Annotated in this window: 19 protein-coding genes; 8 read left to right on the top strand and 11 right to left on the bottom strand. The window is 70.1% G+C overall.

Features of this window, described 5'->3' with window-relative positions:
- Nucleotides 1-139 precede the first annotated feature (139 nt).
- The 3 genes from AB0H88_RS31455 to AB0H88_RS31445 are packed head-to-tail and all read right to left on the bottom strand — an operon-like array spanning nucleotide 140 to nucleotide 3,038.
- Entirely contained in the window at nucleotides 140-898 is a 759-nt protein-coding gene (locus tag AB0H88_RS31455) for an MBL fold metallo-hydrolase (RefSeq protein WP_357650794.1), read from the bottom strand.
- Between the two features lie 37 nt (nucleotides 899-935).
- Nucleotides 936-1,517 (bottom strand): TetR/AcrR family transcriptional regulator, encoded by a 582-nt coding sequence (locus AB0H88_RS31450; RefSeq protein WP_357650792.1) that lies wholly within the window; start codon nucleotides 1,515-1,517, stop codon nucleotides 936-938.
- Nucleotides 1,518-1,532: 15 nt separating this feature from the next.
- Nucleotides 1,533-3,038 (bottom strand): succinic semialdehyde dehydrogenase, encoded by a 1,506-nt coding sequence (locus AB0H88_RS31445; RefSeq protein ID WP_357650790.1) that lies wholly within the window; start codon nucleotides 3,036-3,038, stop codon nucleotides 1,533-1,535.
- Between the two features lie 73 nt (nucleotides 3,039-3,111).
- Between AB0H88_RS31445 and AB0H88_RS31440 the strand changes: the two genes are divergently transcribed.
- On the top strand, nucleotides 3,112-5,247 hold the full coding sequence (locus tag AB0H88_RS31440) for a protein kinase (protein ID WP_357650788.1): 2,136 nt from the start codon (nucleotides 3,112-3,114) through the stop codon (nucleotides 5,245-5,247).
- Between the two features lie 38 nt (nucleotides 5,248-5,285).
- The gene (locus tag AB0H88_RS31435) at nucleotides 5,286-7,244 is read left to right on the top strand and encodes a beta-propeller domain-containing protein (RefSeq protein ID WP_357650786.1); all 1,959 of its coding nucleotides are present in this window, start codon (nucleotides 5,286-5,288) and stop codon (nucleotides 7,242-7,244) included.
- A 54-nt stretch (nucleotides 7,245-7,298) separates the two neighbouring features.
- On the opposite strand, the gene AB0H88_RS31430 is transcribed toward AB0H88_RS31435, so the two are convergent.
- Nucleotides 7,299-9,035 carry a glycerol-3-phosphate dehydrogenase/oxidase gene (locus AB0H88_RS31430; RefSeq protein WP_357650784.1) on the bottom strand — a complete coding sequence of 579 codons (1,737 nt, stop codon included), beginning with the start codon at nucleotides 9,033-9,035 and terminating at the stop codon, nucleotides 7,299-7,301.
- 266 nt (nucleotides 9,036-9,301) lie between these two features.
- A complete protein-coding gene (locus AB0H88_RS31425) occupies nucleotides 9,302-10,072 on the bottom strand; it encodes a DeoR/GlpR family DNA-binding transcription regulator (RefSeq protein WP_357650782.1) in 771 nt (256 codons plus the stop codon).
- A 127-nt stretch (nucleotides 10,073-10,199) separates the two neighbouring features.
- Here AB0H88_RS31425 and AB0H88_RS31420 point away from each other — a divergent pair, with 127 nt between their 5' ends.
- The 4 genes from AB0H88_RS31420 to AB0H88_RS31405 are packed head-to-tail and all read left to right on the top strand — an operon-like array spanning nucleotide 10,200 to nucleotide 14,060.
- Complete coding sequence (locus tag AB0H88_RS31420; RefSeq protein WP_357650779.1) at nucleotides 10,200-11,072, top strand: sugar isomerase; 873 nt, start codon at nucleotides 10,200-10,202, stop codon at nucleotides 11,070-11,072.
- Nucleotides 11,069-12,202: an N-acetylglucosamine-6-phosphate deacetylase gene (gene nagA / locus AB0H88_RS31415; RefSeq protein WP_357650777.1), complete on the top strand. Its 1,134-nt coding sequence runs from the start codon at nucleotides 11,069-11,071 to the stop codon at nucleotides 12,200-12,202. The genes AB0H88_RS31420 and nagA overlap by 4 nt, the downstream gene beginning before the upstream one ends.
- Nucleotides 12,202-13,203: a 1-phosphofructokinase family hexose kinase gene (locus AB0H88_RS31410; protein WP_357650775.1), complete on the top strand. Its 1,002-nt coding sequence runs from the start codon at nucleotides 12,202-12,204 to the stop codon at nucleotides 13,201-13,203. Before nagA ends, AB0H88_RS31410 begins: the two co-directional genes overlap by 1 nt.
- A 32-nt stretch (nucleotides 13,204-13,235) precedes the next feature.
- A complete protein-coding gene (locus AB0H88_RS31405; RefSeq protein ID WP_357650773.1) occupies nucleotides 13,236-14,060 on the top strand; it encodes a class II fructose-bisphosphate aldolase in 825 nt (274 codons plus the stop codon).
- 14 nt (nucleotides 14,061-14,074) lie between these two features.
- Here the strand turns inward: AB0H88_RS31405 and AB0H88_RS31400 are convergent, their stop codons facing one another.
- Nucleotides 14,075-15,289, bottom strand: coding sequence for a prolyl oligopeptidase family serine peptidase (locus AB0H88_RS31400; RefSeq protein WP_357650771.1), 1,215 nt, complete (start codon nucleotides 15,287-15,289; stop codon nucleotides 14,075-14,077).
- 121 nt (nucleotides 15,290-15,410) lie between these two features.
- On the opposite strand from AB0H88_RS31400, the gene AB0H88_RS31395 reads away from it, so the two are divergent.
- Nucleotides 15,411-15,980: a dihydrofolate reductase family protein gene (locus AB0H88_RS31395; RefSeq protein ID WP_357651166.1), complete on the top strand. Its 570-nt coding sequence runs from the start codon at nucleotides 15,411-15,413 to the stop codon at nucleotides 15,978-15,980.
- Here the strand turns inward: AB0H88_RS31395 and AB0H88_RS31390 are convergent.
- Nucleotides 15,977-16,402, bottom strand: coding sequence for a nuclear transport factor 2 family protein (locus tag AB0H88_RS31390; protein ID WP_357650769.1), 426 nt, complete (start codon nucleotides 16,400-16,402; stop codon nucleotides 15,977-15,979). The genes AB0H88_RS31395 and AB0H88_RS31390 overlap by 4 nt on opposite strands.
- A gap of 108 nt (nucleotides 16,403-16,510) precedes the next feature.
- On the opposite strand from AB0H88_RS31390, the gene AB0H88_RS31385 reads away from it, so the two are divergent.
- Nucleotides 16,511-17,245 carry a TetR/AcrR family transcriptional regulator gene (locus AB0H88_RS31385; RefSeq protein ID WP_357650767.1) on the top strand — a complete coding sequence of 245 codons (735 nt, stop codon included), beginning with the start codon at nucleotides 16,511-16,513 and terminating at the stop codon, nucleotides 17,243-17,245.
- Between the two features lie 8 nt (nucleotides 17,246-17,253).
- Here AB0H88_RS31385 and AB0H88_RS31380 read toward each other — a convergent pair whose 3' ends face one another.
- From AB0H88_RS31380 to AB0H88_RS31365, 4 genes are all read right to left on the bottom strand, one after another.
- On the bottom strand, nucleotides 17,254-17,934 hold the full coding sequence (locus AB0H88_RS31380) for an SDR family oxidoreductase (RefSeq protein WP_357650765.1): 681 nt from the start codon (nucleotides 17,932-17,934) through the stop codon (nucleotides 17,254-17,256).
- A gap of 232 nt (nucleotides 17,935-18,166) precedes the next feature.
- Entirely contained in the window at nucleotides 18,167-21,283 is a 3,117-nt protein-coding gene (locus tag AB0H88_RS31375) for a S8 family serine peptidase (protein WP_357650763.1), read from the bottom strand.
- Nucleotides 21,280-22,155 (bottom strand): hypothetical protein, encoded by an 876-nt coding sequence (locus AB0H88_RS31370; RefSeq protein WP_357650761.1) that lies wholly within the window; start codon nucleotides 22,153-22,155, stop codon nucleotides 21,280-21,282. The genes AB0H88_RS31375 and AB0H88_RS31370 overlap by 4 nt, the downstream gene beginning before the upstream one ends.
- Entirely contained in the window at nucleotides 22,152-22,751 is a 600-nt protein-coding gene (locus tag AB0H88_RS31365) for an RNA polymerase sigma factor (RefSeq protein WP_357650759.1), read from the bottom strand. The genes AB0H88_RS31370 and AB0H88_RS31365 overlap by 4 nt, the downstream gene beginning before the upstream one ends.
- Between the last annotated feature and the right edge of the window lie 306 nt (nucleotides 22,752-23,057).

The following is a 23,057-nucleotide window of genomic DNA, read 5'->3' as shown; positions in this document are numbered from 1 at the left end:
CGACCTCTGTGACGGTCCGTGGTGGCTGAGGTCCTTCGGGGAGCGGAAGAAGACGGTCTGTGGTGGCTGAGGTCCTTCGGGGAGCGGAAGAAGACGGTCTGTGGCGGCTGGGTCCCTTGGAGGGATGAGGCAGCATCCTCTAGGAGAGGGTCACCCGCTCGCCCGGCTCCAGGAGGTGCACGCGGTCGCCGAGCCCCGCGAGGGACTTGACCAGCGTGTCGCGGCCCTGCGTGAAGTGTCCCCAGTGCTCGAAGTGCAGCGGCACCACGTGACGGGCGCCCAGGATCTCGGCCGCCTCGGCCACGTCGTCGCTGGTCAGCGTCAGGTACGCGGCACCCACCAGCGGCGTCCGCGCCCCTCCGGCGAACAGCACCGCCACGTCCACCGGCCCGACGCGCGCGGCGATGTCCCTGACCACGTCCAGCGAGGCGTTGTCGCCGCTCACGTACACGGTCGGCAGTGCCTCGCCGCTCAGTACGAACCCGGTCACCTCGCCCACCAGGTGCTCGCTACCGTCGGGCCCGTGCTGCGCGGGCACACCGGTGATCCGCAGCGTGCCGCCGCCGGGGCGTACCAGCTCGGTGTGCGTCCAGTTCGGCAGCGCCCGCACCGGCTCGCCGATCCGCTCGGCCGCCGAGCCCGTCGACAGCACCACCGGCGCCGAGTGCAGGAAGGCGCGCCCGGCCTTGTCGAGGTTGTCGGGATGCTGGTCGTGGGAGAGCAGGACGGCGTCCACGGTCCCGGCGTCGTCCGGCCCGAACGCCGGTCCGGCCGTCTTGACCAGCGCCCGGTTCCCGATCGGGTAGTCGCCCGGCGGGTCGAACGTGGGGTCGGTCAGCAGCCGTACTCCGCCGATCTCCAGGACCGCGGTGGGCCCGCCGACGTAACGAATCTCCATGGAGATCATGACACCCGCGCCGGACGCGGTATTCCACTCACGCCCGCAGGCCGTCGATGATCCGCCACATGGACCGGTGGCAGAGCGCGCGGAAGGCGGCCTCGTCCATCGCGACGCGCCCGCTCAGGTACTGGTGGATGAGCCCCTGCGTGCTCGACGTGACGGTCAGGGCCACCTCCAGGGGATCGTCGCGGCGGAGCATGCCGGTGCGCATCCCGTCCTCGACGAGCTCCACGATCACGGTGAACGGCGGCCCCTGCCCGTCGCGGAAGTCCTCGGGGAAACGGCGGGCCTGCGCCCAGGCGTCCGACATCAGGAACGTGTACAGGTGCGGCCGGCCGAGCGCGAAGTCGAGGAAGCCGTCGAGCAGGGGGTCGATCCGCTCCTCCAGCGTGCCGGCGGGCGGGAGCCGCTCCCACTGCTCGGACAGCTCACGGCCGCTGGCGGTGGCGACGGCGCGCAGCAGCGCCTCGCGGTTCGGGTAGTGCCGGTAGATGGCCATCGCGGTGACGCCGACGGCCTCGCCGACCCGCCGCATGCTCACCGCCTCGGCGCCCTGCTCGACGAGGATCCGCTGCGCGACCTCCGCGATGCGGGCGGCCGTTCCCCCATCTCTCACGTGTACAGCGTATACCTATTTGAGGCGCAGCCTCTTCATGCTCTTCAGCGTGGTGACCAGGACGCCCGCCCACTTGTCGTACGTCATGCCGAAGGGCGGCTCGAAGCCCAGCCACGTCGCCTGCGAGGCGACGGTCTGCGCCTCGGTGTAGCGGAGCAGGCCCTCGGCTCCGTGCCGGCGGCCCAGCCCGGACGCCTTCATGCCGCCCATCGGCGCGTCGTAGGAGGCGTACGCCGAGCCGTACCCCTCATTGATGTTGACCGTGCCCGCCTTGATCCGGGCGGCGAGCGCGCGGCCCCGCGCCAGGTCGGACGTCCAGACGGAGGCGTTGAGCCCGTAGATGGTGTCGTTGGCCAGCGTCACCGCCTCCTCGTCCGAGGAGAACCGGTAGAGGCCGACCACCGGGCCGAACGTCTCGTCGCGGCAGATCCGCATCTCCTCGGTGATCCCGGCGAGCACGGTGGGCTCGTAGAACAGCGGGCCGAGGTCGGGCCTGGCCTTGCCGCCGGCCAGCACGGTGGCGCCGTGGGCCACGGCGTCGTCCACGTGCGCGCTGACCGCCTCCAATTGGCGCCGCGAGGTGAGCGAGCCCATCTGGACCGACCAGTCGTGGCCCGCGCCCATCTTGAGCTCGGCAGCCTGCCCGGCGAAGCGCTCCGCGAAGGCGTCGAACACGGCGGTGTGCACGTACAGGCGCTCGATCGACAGGCAGAGCTGGCCCGCGTTGGTGAAGCAGGCGCGGATCGCGCCCTGGACGGCGAGGTCCAGGTCGGCGTCGTCGAGCACCACCATCGGGTTCTTGCCGCCGAGCTCCAGCGAGCAGCCGATGAGCCGCTTGGCGGCCTCCTCGGCGATCTTCCTGCCGCCTCGGGTGGAGCCGGTGAAGGCCACATAGTCGGCGCCGTCGAGCAGCGCGTCGCCGATCTCGGCGGGCTCGCCGAGCACGACCTGCCAGACCTCGCGCGGCAGGCCCAGCTCGGCCAGCAGGTCGATGGTCCACAGCGTCGACAGGGCGGTCTGCGTGTCGGGCTTGTGCACGATGGCGTTGCCGGCGAGCAGCGCGGGCACGGCGTCGGTGACGCCCAGGGAGAGCGGGTAGTTCCACGGTGTGATCAGCGCGACCACGCCCTTGGGCCGGCGCAGCTCCGTCACCCGGGTGGCCACGGGGAAGATGCCGGCGCGCCGCCGCGGGGCGAGCAGGCCGGGGGCGCGCCGGGCGAAGTAGAGGCTGCAGCCCGCCACGTCCAGCACCTCCTCGAAGGCGTGCTTGCGGGCCTTGCCGGTCTCGTTCTGGACGATGTCGAGGATCTCGTCCCTGCGGTCCAGGATCGCGTCGTGCAGCAGCAGGAACGGCCGTGCCCGCTCCGCGACCGGCCGCGCGGCCCACTCCTCCTGCGCCGTCCGCGCCTTCTCATATGCCGTACGTACGTCATCCACCCCGGAAACCGGCAGGTCGGCGAGGGGCTCGCCGGTGAACGGCGCGGTGATCTCGGTCGTCTTGCCGCTGGACGTCACGTGCATGGAAGCAGGGTATTCCGGATCGCTACCGGCGGGTAGTTTTTGCCAATCCATGGCATGGGGACAGAATCCCTTCATGCCTTCCTTCGCGCCACTCAGACCGGGAGACCCCGAGAGGCTCGGAGGTCTGCCTCTCCTAGGCCGGCTGGGCGAAGGCGGCCAAGGCGTCGTCTACCTGGCCAGAGATTCGGCGGGCACGCACGTGGCGGTCAAGTGGCTGCGCCCCGACCAGGCCGGCGACGAGGTGAGCGTGGGCCGGTTCCTGCGCGAGGTCCAGGTCGCCCAGCAGGTGGCGCCGTTCTGTACCGCCGCGGTGCTCGGCACGGGCATCGAGCACGACCGCCCGTACATCGTCAGCGAGTTCATCGAGGGCCCCTCCCTCCAGCGGGTCGTCCAGGAGGAGGGCCCGCGCACCGGCACGGCCCTGCACCGCCTGGCCATCGGCACGGCGACCGCGCTGGCCGCGATCCACCAGGCCGGGATCGTGCACCGTGACTTCAAACCGGCCAACGTGATCATCGGCGCCGACGGGCCGCGAGTGATCGACTTCGGCATCGCCAGGGCGCTCAACGCCACCTCGACGATCAGCAGCATGCCGGTGGGCACCCCCTCGTACATGCCGCCCGAGCAGGTGATGGGCCATACCGTCGGGCCGTCGGCCGACCTGTTCTCGTGGGGAAGCACGATCGTGTTCGCCGCCTCGGGACGTTCGCCGTTCGGCAGCGACACGATGCCCGCGGTGATCAACCGGGTGCTGAACCACCAGCCGGACATGAGCGGGCTGCACGGTCCGCTGCTCGACGTGGTGGCCGCGTGCCTGGCCAAGGATCCGGCGCTGCGGCCCACGGCGGAGCAGGTGATCATGCGCCTGCTGCAGCACCCGGTGCCCAACTCCGGCATGCTCGCCCAGGCCGCGGCGGCGGCCGCCCCGGTGGAGCCCTGGCAGGCGGCGCCCTACGGTCAGCCGCCCGTGACCGGTCAGCCCTCTCATATGGGGCCGCCCTCCATGCCCGGCGGGTCGCCTTCGGCGCCCGGCCACCACCATGGACCGCCGTCCATCGGCGGCGGATACCCGCACACGGGCGACCACCGGCCGACGCATCCGAGCCCGTACACCCCCGGACACTCCCAGCGGAAGAAGAGCAGGGCGCCCATCGTCATCGGCGTGACCGTGGCCGTCGCGCTGCTCGTGCTGGCCGGCGTCGGCGTGGTCATCAGCCAGACCAAGCCCCCGGCCACCACGCCGACCGCCAACAGCCGCGCCTCCACCACGACGTCCGCCAGGAAGCCCAGCACCACGCCGGCGGGCGTGCCGCGGACGGGCACGAAGCGGGCAATACCCGGCGGCGCCATCTCGCTGTACGAGAATCCGGCCGACCCGATCACGCTGACCTCGTACGAGGTCTACAACAAGAAGGCCGACGACTGGATCGACTACGCCCGCAACTCCCTGCGCGGCACGTACACGAAATACTCCGGCAACTGGGAGACGCTGGTCTCGCCCGACGGCCACTCCATGGTCGGCCGCGGCCGCAACTACACCTCCGACGACTACGACTCGGTGATCATCACCAACCGGCGGACGGGCGACAGGACCTCGATCAAAACCGTACGCAAGCCGCTGATCAGCAGCATCCGCGCGTGGTCGAAGGACGGCTCGAAGATCCTGCTCAACATCGAGAAGGAGTCGGGCAAGGACTGGATCTACCTCGGCTTCGTCATCGTGGACGTGGCCGCGGAGGACGCCAAGGTGGTCACCGTGGCCGACACCTCGATCCGCAAGACCGCCTTCGGCTGGGACGGCGAGGAGGAGGGCGTGGTCAACATGTCCCCCGGCCGGGGCCTGCGCTTCTACGACATCAGCGGCAAGGCCACCCGCACTCTGGCGAACATCGGCTCGCTGGCCTCCGGCACGCAGGACATCTTCTCCCCCTCCGGCAAGGTGTTCATCACGAACTGCCCCAAGGGCGGAGACGGCGACCACTGCGTCTGGAACACCGAGAGCGGCGACCGGGTCCGCCGGTTCACCTCTGACTGCGACAAGGTCCTCGGCTGGTACGACGACACTCACGTCTACTGCTGGGAGCAGGACAACTCCACCAGGGACGAGATCCAGGTGACGGACTTCCAGGGCAAACTTGTCCGCAAGCTGCTCGACATCCCCGAGAACCTTGACTTCAGCCCGGTCTTCACGGTCGACCCCCCTGGTTGATCGTGAACCGCTCGGCGCGGGGATCCGTCAATGAGGTCATGAAGACGCTGATCCGTACGGTCGTGGCCGGGGCGGCCCTCGCGACGGCCATCTCCGCCTGCACCTCCGCGCCGGGGGGCACCGCGCCCGTGAAGCAGCGCCTGCAGGTGCGCCTGGTCTCCTACAACGGGTGCGACGACCTGCTCGCCGGGCTGCGCGAGCACGCGGCGAGCAACGTCGGCCAGTGGGGCTTCGGCGGCCCGATGCCCATGTACATGACCCGCCAGAAGTCCGCGGACGCGACCGCCGACACCGCCCCGGAGCACTCCACGACCAACACCCACGAAGCGGGGGTGGACGAGCCCGACCTGGTCAAGACCGACGGCAACCGGATCATCACGGTCGCGGGCGGCACGCTGCGGATCATCGACACGGCCACCAGGAAGGTCACCGGGTCCGTCAAGCTCACCAAGGCCGACGAGCCCGCCTACGCCCCCGCCGACCTGCTCGTCTCGGGCGACCGCGCGCTGGTGCTGTATCGCGGGGGCGACATCATGTACAAGACGTTCGCGCCCGTCGGGGAGACCAGATACCTGCTGGTGGACCTGTCCGGTGCGCCCAAGGTGCTCGGGACGATCAAGCCGCAGGGCACGTACGTGGACGCCAGGATGGTCGGCTCGACCGTCCGGCTCGTCACCCGCAGCCGGCCCGACATCACCTTCCCGGAGCCGAAGCAGAACGCCTCCGAGGCCGAGATGAAGAAGGCGAACGAGGCGGCGGTACGCCGGGCGCCGCTCGACGCCTGGCTGCCCAAGATCCAGATCACGGACGCGGCCGGGACCGTCACCAAGAAGACGGTCGACTGCGCGCGGGTCAGCCATCCGGCCGACTACACCGGCACCTCGCTGCTGACCGTGCACACCATCGACCTGGCCCAGGGCCTCACGGAGGCGGGCACCGACCCGATCAGCCTGGCGGCCGACGGCGACACGGTCTACGGCACCGGCCAGAGCCTGTACGTGACCAGCAATCCGCGCTGGTGGTTGCCGGTGCCGATGGCGGCCGTGGAGGACACGCCCCAGGCCCCCGCCACCGAGCCCGAACCGACCGAACCCAGCCCCTCGGCCAAGGTCACACTCAGCCCCGAGCCCACGCCGACACCGACCGCCCCGCCCGAGGAGACCGAGGTCCACCGTTTCGACATCGGCAAGCCGGGTCCGCCCTCCTACGTGGCCTCGGGCAAGGTGCCGGGACGGCTGCTGAACCAGTACTCGCTGTCGGAGTACGACGGCAACCTGCGCGTCGCCACCACGCTCAACTCCGAGGCCCAGAAGACCAGCACCAGCAGCGTGTACGTGCTCAAGGCCGACACCCTGGACAAGGTCGGCGAAGTGGGCGGCCTGGGTGCGGGCGAGCGCATCTACTCGGTCAGGTTCATCGGCCCGGTCGGCTACTGCGTCACGTTCAAGCAGGTAGACCCGCTCTACACGCTCGACCTGCGCGACCCGGCCGCGCCCAAGGTGACCGGCGAGCTGAAGATCACCGGCTACTCCGCCTACCTCCACCCCGGCGCCGACGGCCGGCTGATCGGGATCGGGCAGGAGGCCAGCGAGAAGGGCCGGACGCTCGGCACGCAGATCTCGCTCTTCGACGTCAGCGACCCGGCGAACCCGAAACGGCTGTCGCAGATGTTCCAGAAGAACTCGGGCTCCGAGGCGGAGTGGGACCCGCACGCGTTCCTGTACTGGCCCAAGACCGGCTTGTCGGTGATCCCGCTCAACACCTACGAACAGAACAAGGAGGAGATCGGCGCGGTGGTCCTGAAGATCGACGACTCCGCCGTGACGAAGCTCGGCATGATCAAGCATCCGGTCCAGCGGCCGAAGGACGGGGCGTACCAGCCGAGCATCCAGCGCGCGATGGTCATCGGCGACTCGATCTGGACCGTCTCCACCGACGGCGTCCAGGTCAACGACGCGACCACGCTGGCCGAGCAGGCGTACATCCCACTCCGCTAAAGGCATCCCACTCCGCCAAAGGCATCCCACTCCGCTTAAAGGCATCCCACTTCGCTAGGCGTCACGATCCGGGAGGGCGACCGGCACGATCTCGGGCGCGCCGAGTCTGGTCGCGTCGGCCTCCTGGTCGGTGTCCTGCTCCTGGGACAGGCGTTCGGCCTCGACGCGCTTGGTGAAGTATTCGACCTCGCGCTTGACCTGTTCGCCGTCCCAGCCGAGCGGCTGGGCGAGGAGCTCGGCGGCCTCGTGGGCGCTGGCCAGGCCGCGGTGGAAGGTCTCGATCGAGATGTGCGTCCGCCTGGTCAGTACGTCATTGAGATGCCTGGCGCCCTCATGGGTGGCCGCGTAGACGATCTCCGCGCGCAGGTAGTCGTCGGCCCCGCCGAGCGGCCGGGCCAGCGACCTGTCGTGCTCGATCAGCTCCAGGACCTCGTCGACGAGCGAGCCGTACCGCTGGAGCAGGTGCTCGATGCGGGCCACGTGCAGGCCCGAGGTGCGCGCGAGCCGGTACCTGGCGTTCCACCGCGCCTGGTAGCCCTCGGCGCCCACGAGCGGGACGCGGTCCGTGCACGACCTCGGCACCCGCTGGTCGAGCCCGTGGGCGACGGCGTCGACGGCGTCCTTCGCCATAACCCGATAAGTCGTATATTTCCCGCCGGCGATCATCACCAGACCGGGAACCGGATGCGCCACCACGTGCTCGCGCGACAGCTTCGATGTCTCCTCCGACTCCCCTGACAGCAGCGGCCGCAGCCCCGCGTAGACGCCTTCGACGTCGTCCCGCGTCAGCGGCACGGACAGGACGGCGTTCACGTGGTCGAGGAGGTAGTCGATGTCGACCCGCGACGCCACGGGATGCGCCTTGTCCAGCTTCCACTCGGTGTCGGTGGTCCCGATGATCCAGTGCCGCCCCCACGGAATCACGAAAAGTACGGATTTTTCGGTGCGAAGGATGATTCCGGTGAGCGAGTGGATCCGGTCGCGCGGCACCAGCAGGTGGACCCCCTTGGAGGCCCGTACATGGATCTGTCCCCGGCCGCCCACCAGCTCCTGGATGTCGTCGCTCCACACGCCGGTCGCGTTGACCACCTGACGGGCGCGTACGTCCAGCTCGGCGCCGCTCTCCAGGTCGCGCACCCGTACCCCGGTGACCCGCTCCCCCTCGCGCAGGAACCCCACGACCTGGGCCCGCGGCGCCACGTGCGCGCCGTAGGTGGCCGCCGTGCGCAGCATCGTCATCACGTAGCGCGCGTCATCGACCTGCGCGTCCCAGTACTGCACCGCGCCGGTGAACGCGGTCCGCTTCAACGCGGGCACCAGCCGCAACGCCCTGCTCCTGGACAGGTGCCGATGCCCCGGCACCCCGCGGGCCAGCCCCGAGGCGAACCCCAGGGCGTCGTAGAGGGCCACCCCCGCCCCCACGTATGGCCGCTCCCACCCGAGGTGGGTCATCGGAAACAGGAACGGCACCGGCCGGACCAGGTGCGGCGCGATCCGCTGCAACAGCAGCGCCCGCTCCTGCAACGCCTCTCTGACCAGCTCGAAATTGAGCTGCTCCAGGTAGCGCAGGCCGCCGTGGATCAGCTTGGAGGATCGCGACGACGTACCGGAGGCGAAATCGCGCGCCTCCACCAGGCCGACGTCGAGCCCTCGGGTGACGGCGTCAAGCGCGATCCCCGCGCCGACGACTCCCCCGCCGACCACGACCACGTCGAGTTCCTGTGCCCCCATCCAACCCAGCGCCGAGGTCCGCTCTCCAGGCCCAAGCCGGGCGATTCCCCTTCCCGCCATGCCCCTCCTCTTACCCGCCGCAGGCTCTCCTGCGACAAACTTCACTCTTTTCTTGTACGGCACGCATGGGATACCCGCCACCCGCCGACCATGCCTGAGGGCCTCCAGGAGACGGCCGCTGACCGGATGGTGGCCGAGCGCCGTTACGGCCCGCGGAAGAGTGGGCGAGCACGCTGAGACGGAGGCGGGCACGAGCACGCTGAGACGGAGGCGGGCACGAGCACACTGAGACGGAGGAGCAGGGGAACCGCGCTGAGGCGGGAGCGTCAGGCGCGGATGACCTTCACGCCCGCGTCGGTCAGCTCGCCGGCGAGGGAGTCGGAGAGCTGGGCGTCGGTGACCAGCGTGTCGATCTGGTTGGTGGGACAGATGCGGGAGAACGCCCTCTTACCGATCTTGGAGGAGTCCGCCACCACCACGACCTGCGCGGCGCGGCTGATGAGCAGGTGGTTGACGCTGGCCTCCCCCTCGTGGTGGGCCGAGGCGCCAAGCTCCACGTCGAGCGCGTCCACGCCGAGGAAGGCCACGTCGAGCGTCACCTGTTCGAGCACGCCCGACGCCAGCGGGCCGATGAGCTCGTAGGACTGCGGCCTGGCCACGCCGCCCGTGACCACGATCTTGACGTGCTGGCGGACCGTGAGCTCCGAGGCGATGTTCAGGGCGTTGGTGACGATGGTGAAGCCCGATTCGAGCGCTGGGCTGGTGGCCAGCGTGCGGGCCAGCTCGGAGGTCGTGGTGCCGCCGTTGAGCCCGATCACGGCGCCCGGCGAGACCAGCTCGGCGGCCGCCGCGGCGATGACGTGCTTCGCGTCGGCGTGCCGGGCGGTCTTGTAGCGCAGCGGCAGGTCGTAGCTGACGCTCTGGGCGACGGCCCCGCCCCGCGTGCGCATGAGCATCTGCTGCTGGGCGAGCTGGTCGAAGTCGCGGCGGATCGTGGCGGTGGAGACGTCGAGCTCTTGGGCGGCCTCCTCGACGGAGAGCCGTCCTTCCTGCGCGAGCAGCTCGAGAATCGCGTTCCAACGATCGTAGCGGGACACGATGCCTCCCCTTTGAGATCCGTCGGGGCCAAGCGTGGCACAACCTGGGAGGTCAAGCCACCGGTGCAAATTTCTGCTCCTTTATGCTATAAAAACAGCAGAAATAATCAATCACGGGAGGCAAGTGGTGACCACCCACACCGAGGCCGAGATCGGCTCCCAGCCCGAGTGCTGGCGTCGCGCCGTCGCGAACGTGCCCGTCGACGCGCTGCCCCGCCCCGGTGAGCGGGTCGCCGTCGTCGGCTGCGGGACGTCGTGGTTCATCGCGATGGCCTACGCCACCCTGCGCGAGCGGGCGGGACTGGGCGAGACCGACGCGTTCGCCGCCTCGGAGGCCCCCACCGGCCGCTCGTACGATCGCGTGCTGGCTCTGACACGCTCCGGCACCACCACCGAGGTCCTCGAACTCCTGCGCAGGACCGACGCCAGGACCACGGCCATCACCGCCGACCCGAACACGCCGGTCATGACAGCCGCGGACGATGTCATCGTGCTCGACTACGCCGACGAGCAGTCGGTCGTGCAGACCCGGTTCGCCACCACGCAACTGGCCATGCTCCGCGCCAGCCTGGGCGAGGACCTCACCCAGGCGATCGCCGACGCCGAGCAGGCCGTGGCGGCCCCGCTCCCGGCCGAGCTCACCGACGCGGAGCAGTTCAGCTTCCTCGGCATCGGCTGGTCGGTCGGCCTGGCCCAGGAGGCCGCGCTGAAGATGCGCGAGGCGTCACGGTCGTGGACCGAGGCGTACCCGGCGATGGAATACCGTCACGGCCCCATCAGCATCGCCGGCCCCGGCCGCGTCACCTGGATGCTCGGCACCGCCCCCGAGGGCCTGCGCGAGCAGGTCGAGGAGACCGGCGGCACGTTCTTCCAGACCGGCCTCGACCCCATGGCCGAGCTGATCAGGGCGCAGCGGGTCGCGGTCGCCAGGGCGTTCGCCAGGGGTCTCGACCCGGACGAGCCCCTGCACCTCACCCGATCTGTGATCCTTTCTTCATGAGCCTTACTCTCGCCGACGCCCGCATCGTGACTCCTGAGGGAATCCACGACGGGTGGTTGACCATCGAAGACGGCCGCATCACGCACGTCGGGCACGGAGTCGCCCCCCGCGCGGGCCACGGCCTGGGCGGGCGGCATGTGGTGCCCGGCTTCGTCGACCTGCACAACCACGGCGGAGCGGGCGGCTCGTTCCCGACCGGCGAGCAGGACCAAGCGCGTGACGCCGTGGCGCTGCACGAGCGCCACGGCACCACGACGATGGTGGCCAGCCTGGTGACCGGCGCGCTCGACGACCTGGCCCGCGCCACGTCGTCACTGGCCGAGCTCTGCGACGACGGCCTGCTGGCCGGCATCCATTTCGAAGGCCCGTACATCTCACGGGCCCGCTGCGGCGCCCACGACCCCGGGCTGCTGCGCGAGCCGTCGCCGCGGGAGTTCGCCGGGCTGCTGAAGGCCGGACGCGGGCACGTACGCATGCTGACCATCGCCCCCGAGCTGCCCGGCGCCCTTGAGACGATCCGCATGGCCGCCGCCGAGGGCGTGCTCGCCGCGCTCGGCCACAGCGACGCCACCTATGAGCAGACGCTGGCGGGCATCGAGGCGGGCGCGACCGTGGCCACGCACCTCTACAACGCGCTGCCGTCGCTCGGCCACCGCGCCCCCGGCCCCATCGCCGCGCTGCTGGAGGACGAGCGGGTCACGATCGAGCTGATCAACGACGGCGTGCACGTCCACCCGGCCATGCTGCGGCTGGCCTACGAGGTGGCCGGACCCACCAGGACCGCGCTGATCACCGACGCGATGGCCGCCGCCGGCATGGGCGACGGTACGTACGTGCTGGGCTCCATGGACGTGATCGTCACCGACGGCGTCGCCAGGCTGGCCGAGGGCGACTCGATCGCGGGCAGCACGCTCACCATGGACGTGGCCTTGCGCCGCGCCGTCCAGGAGGTGGGCCTGACGCTGTCCGAGGCGGTCCAGCTCACCTCACTGACGCCCGCCCGTGTGCTGGGCGTCGCCGACCGCGCCGGCTCGATCGCCGTGGGCAAGGCGGCCGACCTGGTGGTCCTGTCCGACGAGCTGGAGGTGGCGGGCGTGATGAAGCGCGGAGCCTGGGTCGCGGAGCCCTGATGATCCTGACCGTGACGCTCAACGCCGCCCTCGACGTCACCTACCAGGTGCCCCGCGTCGACTGGGACGGGGTCAACCGCGTCGCCGCCGTACACCGGCGGGCCGGCGGAAAGGGCGTCAACGTCGCCCGCGTCCTGGCCGCGCTCGGCCAGGACGTGCTGGTCACCGGCCTCGCGGGCGGCCCGACCGGCCAGGCCATCGAGGCCGACCTCCGGGAGGCCGGACTGCCGCACGCATTCGTGGGGATCGCGGCCGACTCGCGCACGACGCTGGTGGTCGCGGATTCCGGCCAGGCCGCGGCGGGCGGCGAGCGGGGTTCCGGAGGCAGGGCCGCGCCGAGCGACTTCGGAGCCAGGGCCGTGGCGGGTGGCGAGCGGGGTTCCGGAGGCCGGACCGCGCTGTTCAACGAGCCGGGGCCGGAGGTCACGGCGGCCGAGTTCGGGCGGATGGTCGGCCGTTTCACCGACCTGCTGGCCACGGCGGAGGCGGTCGTCATCTCGGGCAGCCTGCCCAGGGGCGTGCCGCTCGACGCGTACGCGACGCTGGCCGCCATCGCCGCCGAGCACAGCGTGCCCGCCATCGTGGACGCCGACGGCGAGCCGCTGCGGCACGCGCCCGGCGGCCGCCCCTCGATCGTCAAGCCGAACGCCGAGGAGCTCGCGCGGGCCGTGCCGGAAGGTGGTCCCGAGGAGGGCGCCCAGGCACTGCGCGGTCGCGGGGCCGAGTCGGTGGTCGTGTCGATGGGCGCCGACGGTCTGCTGGCCGTCACGCCTGAGGGGATCTTCCGGGCGCGCATGCCGTACAAGGTGGAGGGCAATCCGACCGGAGCCGGTGACTCGCTGGTCGCCGGGCTGGCGCTGGGGCTCGTGGAGCGGTCCCCGTGGCCCGAGCGGCTCACCCGGGCGGCGGCGCTGGGCGCCGCGGCGGTCGCGGCGCCCGTGGCGGGCGACTTCGACCGCGACGTCTACGCCGACATCCACCCCCGCATCGTCATCGCTTGAGTAACCGTCTTCACCCCGTCTAAGGAGCCGTCATGCCCCTCGCCCGAATCGGCGACATCGTCCGCGAATCACCCGCGGGAGTGGGCGCGTTCAACGTGATCCAGCTGGAGCACGCCACCGCCATCGTCGCGGGCGCCGAGGCCCTGGGCCTGCCGGTCGTCCTGCAGATCAGCGAGAACTGCGTCCGCTACCACGGCGCCCTGGAACCCATCGCGCTCGCCTGCCTCGCGGTCGCCAGGGGAGCCACGGTGCCGGTGGCGGTGCATCTCGACCACGCCACCGATCGCGCCCTGGTCGAAGAGGCGGTGGAGCTGGGCGTCGGCTCGGTGATGTTCGACGCGTCGGCGCTGCCCGACGAGGAGAACGTGACCGCCACCGCCGACGTGGCCGCCTGGTGCCACGAGCGCGGCGTGTGGGTGGAGGCCGAGCTGGGCGAGGTGGGCGGCAAGGACGGCGTGCACGCGCCGGGCGCGCGTACCAAGCCGCACGAGGCGGTGGACTATGTGGCGCGCACCGGCGTCGACGCGCTGGCCGTCGCCGTGGGCACCTCACACGCGATGACCACCAAGGACGCCGTGCTCGACCTGGACCTCGTCGCCGAGCTCCGCGCCGCCGTGGCGGTCCCGCTGGTGCTGCACGGCTCGTCGGGGGTGCCCGACGACACTCTGCGCGCGGCCGTACGGCACGGCATGAAGAAGATCAACATCGCCACGCACCTGAACAAGGCGTTCACCGGCGCGGTACGCGACTACCTGGCCGGCGACGAGAAGGTGGTCGACTCGCGCAAGTACCTGCGGGCGGGCCGCGACGCGGTGGCCCGCGAGGTGACCCACCTCCTCGGCGTCCTCACCGGCTGAGCCCGGAAGAGCACTCAAGCGGATCCACGCTCGGCCGCAACCACCGTGCGGGTGAAGAAGTCGGTGACCGCCTTCTCGTAGCGGGCGGGGTCGGAGTTCCACGACTCGGAGTGCTCCGCGCCGGGGAACTCCGCGTACTCCACGGGCCAGTGCGCCTTCTTGGCCGCCGCGACGAAAGCGCGGTCCATCGCCGGCGGGGCCTCCGTGTCACTCAGTCCGGCAAAGAGCAGTGTCGGCGGCTTCGTGGCCGGTGGGTGGTTGATCAGATCCAGCTGATCCATGTCGACACCGCTGCGCCAATAGGTGATCTTGTTACTCAGCCAGATCGCCGGGGCGGGCACTCCGTAATGCTCCCCTCCGAACGCGGCCACCATCGGCATGCTGAGCAGCGGTGAGTCCAGCAGCGTCGCGGTGACGACACCGGCCAGCGGCGAGCGGGCCAGGAACTGGCCGACGATCATGCCGCCCATCGACCCGCCGTACAACACCACCCGCTTCGCCCCCTTGCTCTGCGCGTAGCGAACCGCCGACTCCAGGTCCCGATACTCCGATTCGCCGTAGTGCATCAGACCGTCGGCGGACGCGGGCGCCCCTTCGTCGTTGCGATAGGTGATCGCGAGCACCGGCAGGCCGAGCCGGTGGAATATCGGGATGGCCACCATGGCGTTGCGCCGAGCGTTCTGCCCGTGTACCGCGATCACCCACGTCGACCCGGACGCCGGTACGTACCAGGCCGGGGCTGGACCGAGCTCGGTGCGCACCGAGACCTCCGAGTAGTCCAGCCCGAGGGAGCTCTTCGGGTCGCTGATCATCACGCCGGTCACGTCCACCGTCGTCCCGACCGACGGAGCCGGGCCGCTCAGGATGGGCCGTTCCACGGAGCCCGCCGAACCGGCGACGACATCGCCGATCTTCGCTTCGACGCCGCCCCACACCATCCGGTATGTCCCGCGCCTTCGCGTGTACGCGTTGGGTGAGCCGATGACCACGTTCTCGCCGGAGCCGACACGCTTCACTTCGAGCACGACGTTGGAGTGGTCGGGGTGCGTGTTGAAGTGATGGTCCGGCTTGATGGCGAAGTCGCTCCCCCACCAGGCGACCCCGAAGGCGCCGCCGACCAGGGCCACCAGCAGCACGGACACCGTCACGATGATGATCCGCCGCCTGAGCTTCCCGCCCTCGGGCCCGTTCTTCCGGATGACCTTGAGCGTGGCATCTTCCGCTGTCATGTATACAGCGTACACGAACGATGTTTACGGCGTATACGTCACGAGACAGATTGACACCACTCCAGTCGTAGTACTACGGTGAAGCCACTTCATCCGCAGTACTATCAACGGAGTGCTCATCTTGCGAAGCCTCACCTACTACGTCGCGACCTCCATCGACGGCTACATCGCGGGCCCGAACGGCGAGTTCGACTTCTACCCGCTGTCCGACGACCTGGCCGCCTACATCAACGAGGAGTTCCCCGAGACCGTCCCCACCCACATCCGGAAGCAAATCGGCTTCGACGCCCCCAACAAGCGCTTCGACACCGTGCTCATGGGCCGGGGCGCCTACCAGCCGGGCCTCGACGTCGGCGTGACCAGCCCCTACGCCCACCTGCGGCAGTATGTCGTCTCCACCACGACCCCGGAGATCGACGACCCGGCGGTTGAACTCGTCTCCGGCGACCCTCTCGCGCTGGTCCGCCGCCTGAAGAAGGAGGACGACGGCCTCGGCATCTGGCTCTGCGGCGGCGGCAAGCTGGCCGGCACGCTGCTGCCGGAGATCGACGAACTGGTCGTCAAGGCCTACCCGGTGGTGGCGGGGTCGGGCATCCCCGCCTTCCACGGCGAGTTCCGCCCGACCCTGTTCAACCTGACCGCGACGCGCACGTTCGGCAACGGCACGGTCCTCATGACGTACGCGCGCTAGGAGTTCAGCGCGCTCATCAGCTCCTCGCGGTACTCGTCCATGCCCATGGGGTTCCCGTAGTCCCGCGAATGGACGATCAAGCCGTCCCGCACCCGGACGACCATGATGTACGACGAGACGACGGACCGCCCCGAGGCGACGAGACAACCGTGGATGTCGAACTCCACGATGACCACCTCGGGGTCAGCGGTCTCATGGATCAGCACGTTGTCCGTCCGCTCCCAGCGCAGCACGCCTTCAGCGGCCTTGAACCTGGCCCGCAGCTCCTCACGCCCCTGCGAGCGCCGAGGGATGCCGGCCGGGGCGAACGGTATTTCGATCACGACGTCGGGGGCGTACAGGTCGGCCAGCCCGCCGTCCACGGACGCCCGCAAGAAGCGATCGACGACCTCTCGGGCGGTCGGGTATGTCGGTACGGACATGCGAACTCCTCGTTGTGCATAGAATCGGAACGGTCAACCCGCTTAGACGCTACGGAACGCACGTTCCGGTTGTCAATCCGGGCACCGAACCGGCGCATGGGAGGCCACATGACGATCGCCGCTCGCGCGGACGCCCGGCACAACCGCGCCCGCGTGCTGGCGGCCGCCCAGGAGGCGTTCGCGGCGGAGGGTCTGTCAGTGCCGCTCGACGTGATCGCCAGACGCGCGGGCGTCGGCGCGGGCACGGTCTACCGGCACTTCCCCAGCAAAGAGGCCCTGTTCGAAGCGGTGGTCCACGACCGGATCGAACGCCTGGCCGACGACCTCACCGCCCTGCTGGCCACCGGCGAAGCGGAGACCGGAGAGGCGTTCTTCACCGCCTTCTCATCGACCGTCGAGCAGGCCGGGCTCAACAAGGCGCTCTGCGAATCCTTCGCCTCGGACCTGAAGGCGGAGATGGCGCCGGAGGCCCGGCGACGCTACGGCGTCGCCCTCGCCGCCCTGTTCGACCGGGCTCGTCAGGCAGGAGCCGTACGGCCGGACGCGCAGCTGACGGACGTCATGGCGCTGATGGCGGGATGCATCACGATGGAGGCGCACAGCACCACCCCGGGCAGGCCCACCGCCCTGGCCCTGGACGGCCTCCGCACCGGACGCTCCCCGCTGCCCACCGTAACGAAACCTGTTACGAAACAGGAGGCCCGTAACGAAACCTCTGTGGAGCCCACAGCCCGCTGCGAGGAGTGTGACACCATCATCCACACCTCCCGCACAGGCCGCCCACCCCGCTTCTGCGGCGGCGCCTGCAGGCAGAAGGCCCACCGCCGCCGGACCGCCGGCTGACGGGTGGATCACCAGGCCAGAGCCTCGCCGTCACGGAAGAACCCCCCGGTAGGCCCGTCATCCGGCAGATCCACCGCCCACAGCACACTCCGAGCCCCCTCGGCGACCGGCCGCCCGCCGGCCCCGCCCATGTCGGTGGCCACCCACCCGGGGCAGACGGAGTTCACCAGGATCCGATCCTCGCGCAGCTCGGCGGCCAGCATCCTGGTCAGCGCGTTGAGCGCGGTCTTCGACACGGTGTAGGCCGGGGTGCCGCCTCCCATGACGGCCAGCGACCCGGCCTCACTGGAGACGTTCACCACCCGACCATGATCGCCAGCCCGCAACGACGGCAGCAGCGCCAACGTCACCCGCCAGGTCCCCAGCAGGTTCGTCTCCAGAGCCTCCCGCACCACGTCGAGGTCGGCGTTCTCGGCTCGCTGCCAGGTGTCGTAGTGGATGGCGGCGTTGTTGACCAGGACATCTACCTTGTCGTACGGCAGCTCCTCGACGAATCGGCGCACCGACTCCGGATCACCGACATCCAGTTGTCGCGGTACCACGGTTCCGCGCAGTCCACTCGCCGCCTTCTCCGCCTTCCCCAGATCCCTGGCGGTCAGGATGACGGTGTCCCCAGCCAGCGCAAGCTGGCGACAGACCTCCAGTCCGAGGCCCCGATTGGCCCCGGTGACCAGGCAGACTCGATTCATTCGTAGGAGCCTATCCACGCATGTACCAAGACGGAGCCTCCTGCTTCGTAGACGAGCCGGCATGCGGCACAAGGGCGGGGTTCACAGACTGCCCCCGTAATTGGACGCGGAACACCGCCTGTGCGCTGCTGCCCTTTCTGGGCGCGGGGGCAGCCACGGCGCAGACCGCCACCGACGACCCGGGCGGCAAAACTCCGGTCAGGGACGCAACGGGCGTCGTGGAAAGCCGCGCCTACCCCACGGCGTAGGCGCGGATGACGGTCTGGGTGAGGCCCGCGCCGGAGGCGTCCTCGACCCGCGTTCGCAGCGACACATGTCCCGGCGTGCGTGGGTTGGGCACGGTCGCCGTCCATCCCGAGCCTGCTCGGGCCGTGGGGATGAGGCGCCAGGTCGCGCCGTCGTCATCGGACATCTCCAGCCGGACGCTCTTGACCGGGGCGCCGGGACTGCCCTCCAGCCACATCGGCAGTCGGGTCATCGACCCGGGGGCGGCGCGGTTGAGGTCGTCGAGCCCTGCCGGGGCGTACCGCATCGCCATCAGGGGCAGCGGCCGTTCTCCCGCCGTGTGTGCGGACCGCACCGTCCAGACGGCGTCCACGGCCGTGGACAACGTCGAGTACGGCACCTGTCGGCGCAGGGACGTGCTGATCGTGTACGTGGCCGCCTCGCCCGGCACGTTCGCGCGGAGCTCACACGTGCCGGGAATCTCGATCGCGCAGCCGGTGAGGCCGGCCCTGGCGAGCACCTGCCCGTCCCTGGCGACCGTGGCGGAGCCCGTGGCCGCGGCGTCCGTTCCGGCCCGTCCCGCGACGCCGTCGGCGAACATGGCCCCGGCCCTGAGTACCAGCTTGTCGCCGGTACGCCGTGCGTTGAGCCCGGCGAGCGAAGGCCCCGTCACCGCGGCGTTCCACACCTGCCGGGTGGCCCCGCGCCGCGCGGTTCTTCCCTCGTCCGCAATCGTCGCGGTGCCGACCTGGAGCTGGCTGTCCCAGACGAGGCCGGGTGTGCGGTAATGGGTGAGCGTGCTGGGCAGATCGAATTCGTCCAGGGGCGCCTGAAGGAACTCGTCAGGGGCGTCACCAAGGCGCGCCCCGGTCCACAGGATGCCCTTGGCCGCCACGCCGGAGGCCCGGTGTGTGGTCGTCGTCTTCGCCAGGTCGCGCCGCTTGGCCGCGTAGACGGGTTCGTCCGGGATCTCGTCGACGTGGCGCTGAGCCAGGTCGTAGACCGTGGTCTGGTTCACCCACATGTTTCTGATCATGAGCTTCAGTCCGGGTTGGCGGGTCGGGACGACGAACAGCCTGTCCGGATATTTCTTGAACGTGAGCCAGGTCATGGCCCACTTCCCGAACGCCACCTGGAAGTCGAAACCGCGCTGCTGCACCGCGTCCGGGTCGTCGATCGCGAAGCGGACCTGTTTGCCCGCGCGCGCGTCCAGCGCCACCTGCTGGTCCGTCTCGCCCACGGTGATGATGGCGTGGGCGATCGTGCTGCCTTCGGGCTCCGAGGTCTCCGTCAACAGGTTCCACTGGCCCTTGGGCAACCGGATGCGGGCGCTGCCCTGCTCGAAGAACAGGTCGCGTTCGGCACCTGTGTCCGGATTGTAGATGCGGGCCTGCGGGTCGGCGGGCGTACCGGATCTGCCGACGGCGGTGATGGTCACGTTGTGGGATTCCGGCTCGATGTACGCGCCGGCCAGCGTCCTGATCACCTGTTTCCCGGATCCGGCGGTGACGATTCCCGTATGGTCGCCGGTCGCCTTGCCACGTGCGTCGAACGTCAGGGTGACCGATGCCTGTCCGTGCGCGGGCACTTCGACGCGTTCGGCGGAGAGGTGGAGCAGCTCACCCTCCCCGGCCAGGTCAAGCGTGACCGGGGTGTCGCCCGCGTTGGTGTAGGTGACGATCCTGGTCTGCACCTGATCGGCCGCGCCGAAGGGGAAGACTGCCTGCAGGTTGGCCGGTTCGGCTACCACGGGCTGGGCCAGCGCGCGTACCAGGTCCACCAGGCCCGCACCCTGCTGGTACGGCGTCGCGTCCACCGTGGGCACGGCGGTGCCGACGAGGGCCGCCTTCAACCGGGAACCGGTCCAGTCGGGATGGCGCTGGGCGAGGATCGCGGCGGCTCCGGTCACGTGCGGCGCGGCCATCGAGGTGCCGCTCATCGCGACGTGGCCGCCGCCGGCCTGCGCGGCCACGATGCCGACGCCGGGCGCCGTGACGTCCGGTTTGATCGCGTGGTCGCCGTCGCGCGGTCCCTTGCTGGAGAAGGGGGCCAGCCGGCCCTGCCGGTCCACGGCACCTACCGTCAGGGCCGCGTCGGCGGTGCCGGGGCTGCTCACCGGGTTGATGGGGTCGTTGCCCGCAGCCACGACGAACAGCGCGCCGGTCCGTTCCGACAGCGTGTTCACCGCCTGCTCCACGGGGTCGAGCTCAGGGGTGTCGGGTGCGCCGAGACTCATATTGACGATCTTGGCCTTGACCTCGACGGCGGCCCACTCCATGGCGGTCAGCAGGGCCGAGTCGGTGAAAGAGGCACTGCCCAGCTTGGCGAGGGCGATCTCCGCGTCCGGCGCCACACCCCTGTACTTCTCGTCCGCCCCCGCGACGATCGACGTCACATGGGTGCCGTGCCCGATGTTGTCGCGGATATCGGGTTCATCGCTGAAGTTGCGCGCCTGTTTGACCACGTTCTTCAGATCCGGATGGTCGGGGTCGTACCCGGAGTCGAGTACGGCGACTTTGACGCCCTTGCCGGTGAAGCCCTGTTTCCACGCTTCAGGGGCGCCGATCTGCTTGACGCTCTCGTCGAGGCTGAAAGAGCGGCGGCCGTCCAGCCAGAGCTTGACCGTCCCCCCGGCCAGTGTGCGGGCTCCCTGGCCCGTCAGGTCCCGCCACATCTCGGCGGCGCCCGTCTTGGGCAAGCGCAGCGCGGTCATGCCCACGTCCGCGAGCCGCCGGACCTGCCCGGCGCCCCGCAACCGGGCGGCGGACTCGTCCCGCGACTGGAGGATGAGCGGGATGTCCTGCGTGGTGGCGTCGCCGTAGTCCCATCCCAGCAGCTGGGTGACGTCGAACAAGCGCTTGTCAAGGACGCCTTTGGCGATCAGCGGCGTGGCGTCGGATGGTGTCACGTACAGGTGGCCCCCTTGCACCTGCCCCGTGAACGTCACCTCGCGGCCAGGGCCGGGTGTCACGCGGTATCCCTTGCTGGCGACCATGACGCGGTCACCGGTGATCAGGGTCACCGTGTTCCCGGCGGGTCCGGCGCTCGCCTGGGCGGCCGATAACGGTGTCGCGGCGGTCGCCGAGAGCAGCAGTGCACCGATCAGCACCCTGGCGGCGATCATGACGTGCTCTTCTCGTCGGCGGCGCAGCCTTCCTTCCGCAGGATCGTGCGCATGAGCTCCTCCTCCATCGGCGTCTCGCTGACGATGAGGAAGGCCTTGCCGAGCTCGGACATCCCGCCACCGGTCACGTACATGGAGTCGGGCACGGATGTGCTGGCCTCCGTGTCCTCGCCCCGCTGGCCGGGCTTTTTGATCGAGAAGTCGGTGATGGAAATACCGAGCGCGGCCAGGCTCCCCCGAACCTCGCTGACCCGGCGGTTGTAGAACGGCTTGCAGTGCAGGGGCTCGCCCCGATCGTGCAGGCCGGCGACTGCTTGGTACTCCTCCCCGGGACGGCCTTTACGGCCGAGCTTGATCTCGGCCTTGCCGGTGAAGTCCTTGGCGATGGTGAGCCCGATCGGGCAGCTACGCGAGAAATCGCACCCCTCCGGGCGGTCGATCGTCTTGATCTTGTCCGCGTAGGGGAACGGGCCACTGGTCCATCCCGGGGTGTCGGGGGAGATCTCGCCCACGAAGGAAGGGGAGACGGGCACGACCTTGAGTGAGATGTCGAGGCCCGAGTCCTTGAGCTGTGTCTCGTACACCTCGCTGTTGGCGTACAGGTCCTTGACCTCGATGAGGTAGTGATCACCTTCATCCTTGATGTCCAGCGCGGCGGCGGGCGTGGCACCAAGAACGACCGTGGCCGACCAGCCCGCGGCGGTGACCGCCGCCGCGATCGGCAACGCGATCAACGGCCGCCACCTCGCGCGCCGGGCGCGCGGAGCGGGCTCGGCCATGTCCATGATCTGGGTCAGCATCTCCCGCGCGCCCGGTGTGAGGCCGGGGCCGGAGTCCGGGGCCAGGCTTCTGACGACGTTGTCGAGTGTCATGTGCTCTCCTTGGCGAGGCTTACGGCACGCGGGCCGTACGTGCTCAGGTCGACGTCGGTGGCGGCCAGCTCATTGGCCAGGCGCTTGCGGGCACGGTGCAGGCGCTGGCGCACCGCCACCCGCGAGCAGCCCAGCACCTTGGCGATCTCGGTGGCGCTGAGCTCTTCCCAGCCCACGAGTGACAGCAACTCCCTGTCGTCGTCCGACAGGCGCGCGAACGCCTCCCTGGCCCCTTCCGGGGCCTGGTCAAACGTCGTGCCGACGTACGCGGAGAGCTCTTCGCGAAGGCGCAGTGTCAGGGCCGTACGGCGCAGGGCCCCGCGGCGCTGGTTGGCCAGGATCCGCCGGGCCGCGCCGTAGAGCCACAGCCTGACCTCGTCACCGGCCGGCAGGTCCGCCAGCCGCCGCCAGGCCGTGGTGAACGTCTCGGCGAGAACATCGGCGCAGTCGTCCGGGTGGTCGGTACGCCGCCGGACATAGCCGGAGACCGCGGCGTAGTGCTCCGTGTAGATCTCTTCGAAGCGCCGCCGGGACTCCGCCGTGCCCACATCATCGTCCTTCTTCAGGAATGTCACATGCCGGTAGATGTCCGGCAACCTACGAGCGTGACAGTTCCACCGTCCGGAACGATCGCGACCCGGTGATGCGACAGTCGCACCGGGCAAAAGGAAGAACTATGTCTCGCCATTTGAACATCAGGCAAGCAGCGTAGACACTTCCCGACGCGGCGTGGGACCTGCATCTGGCCTGGCCGGAGGCGGAGCTGCGGATCGTCGAGGACGCCGGCCACGCGGGCGCCGAACGTGGCACCCTGCACGAGCTCATCGTGGCCACCGACGGCTACCGGGACCACCGTCCCGCCTCCCTCGTCCAGCCGCGCACCGCCGGCGGATCGCGTGACG

The sequence above is a fragment of the Nonomuraea sp. NPDC050680 genome, from assembly GCF_040654555.1.
Lineage (GTDB): Bacteria > Actinomycetota > Actinomycetes > Streptosporangiales > Streptosporangiaceae > Nonomuraea.
The sequence above is the reverse complement of the archived record's forward strand: the minus strand, read 5'-3'. Positions and strand labels throughout refer to the sequence as shown.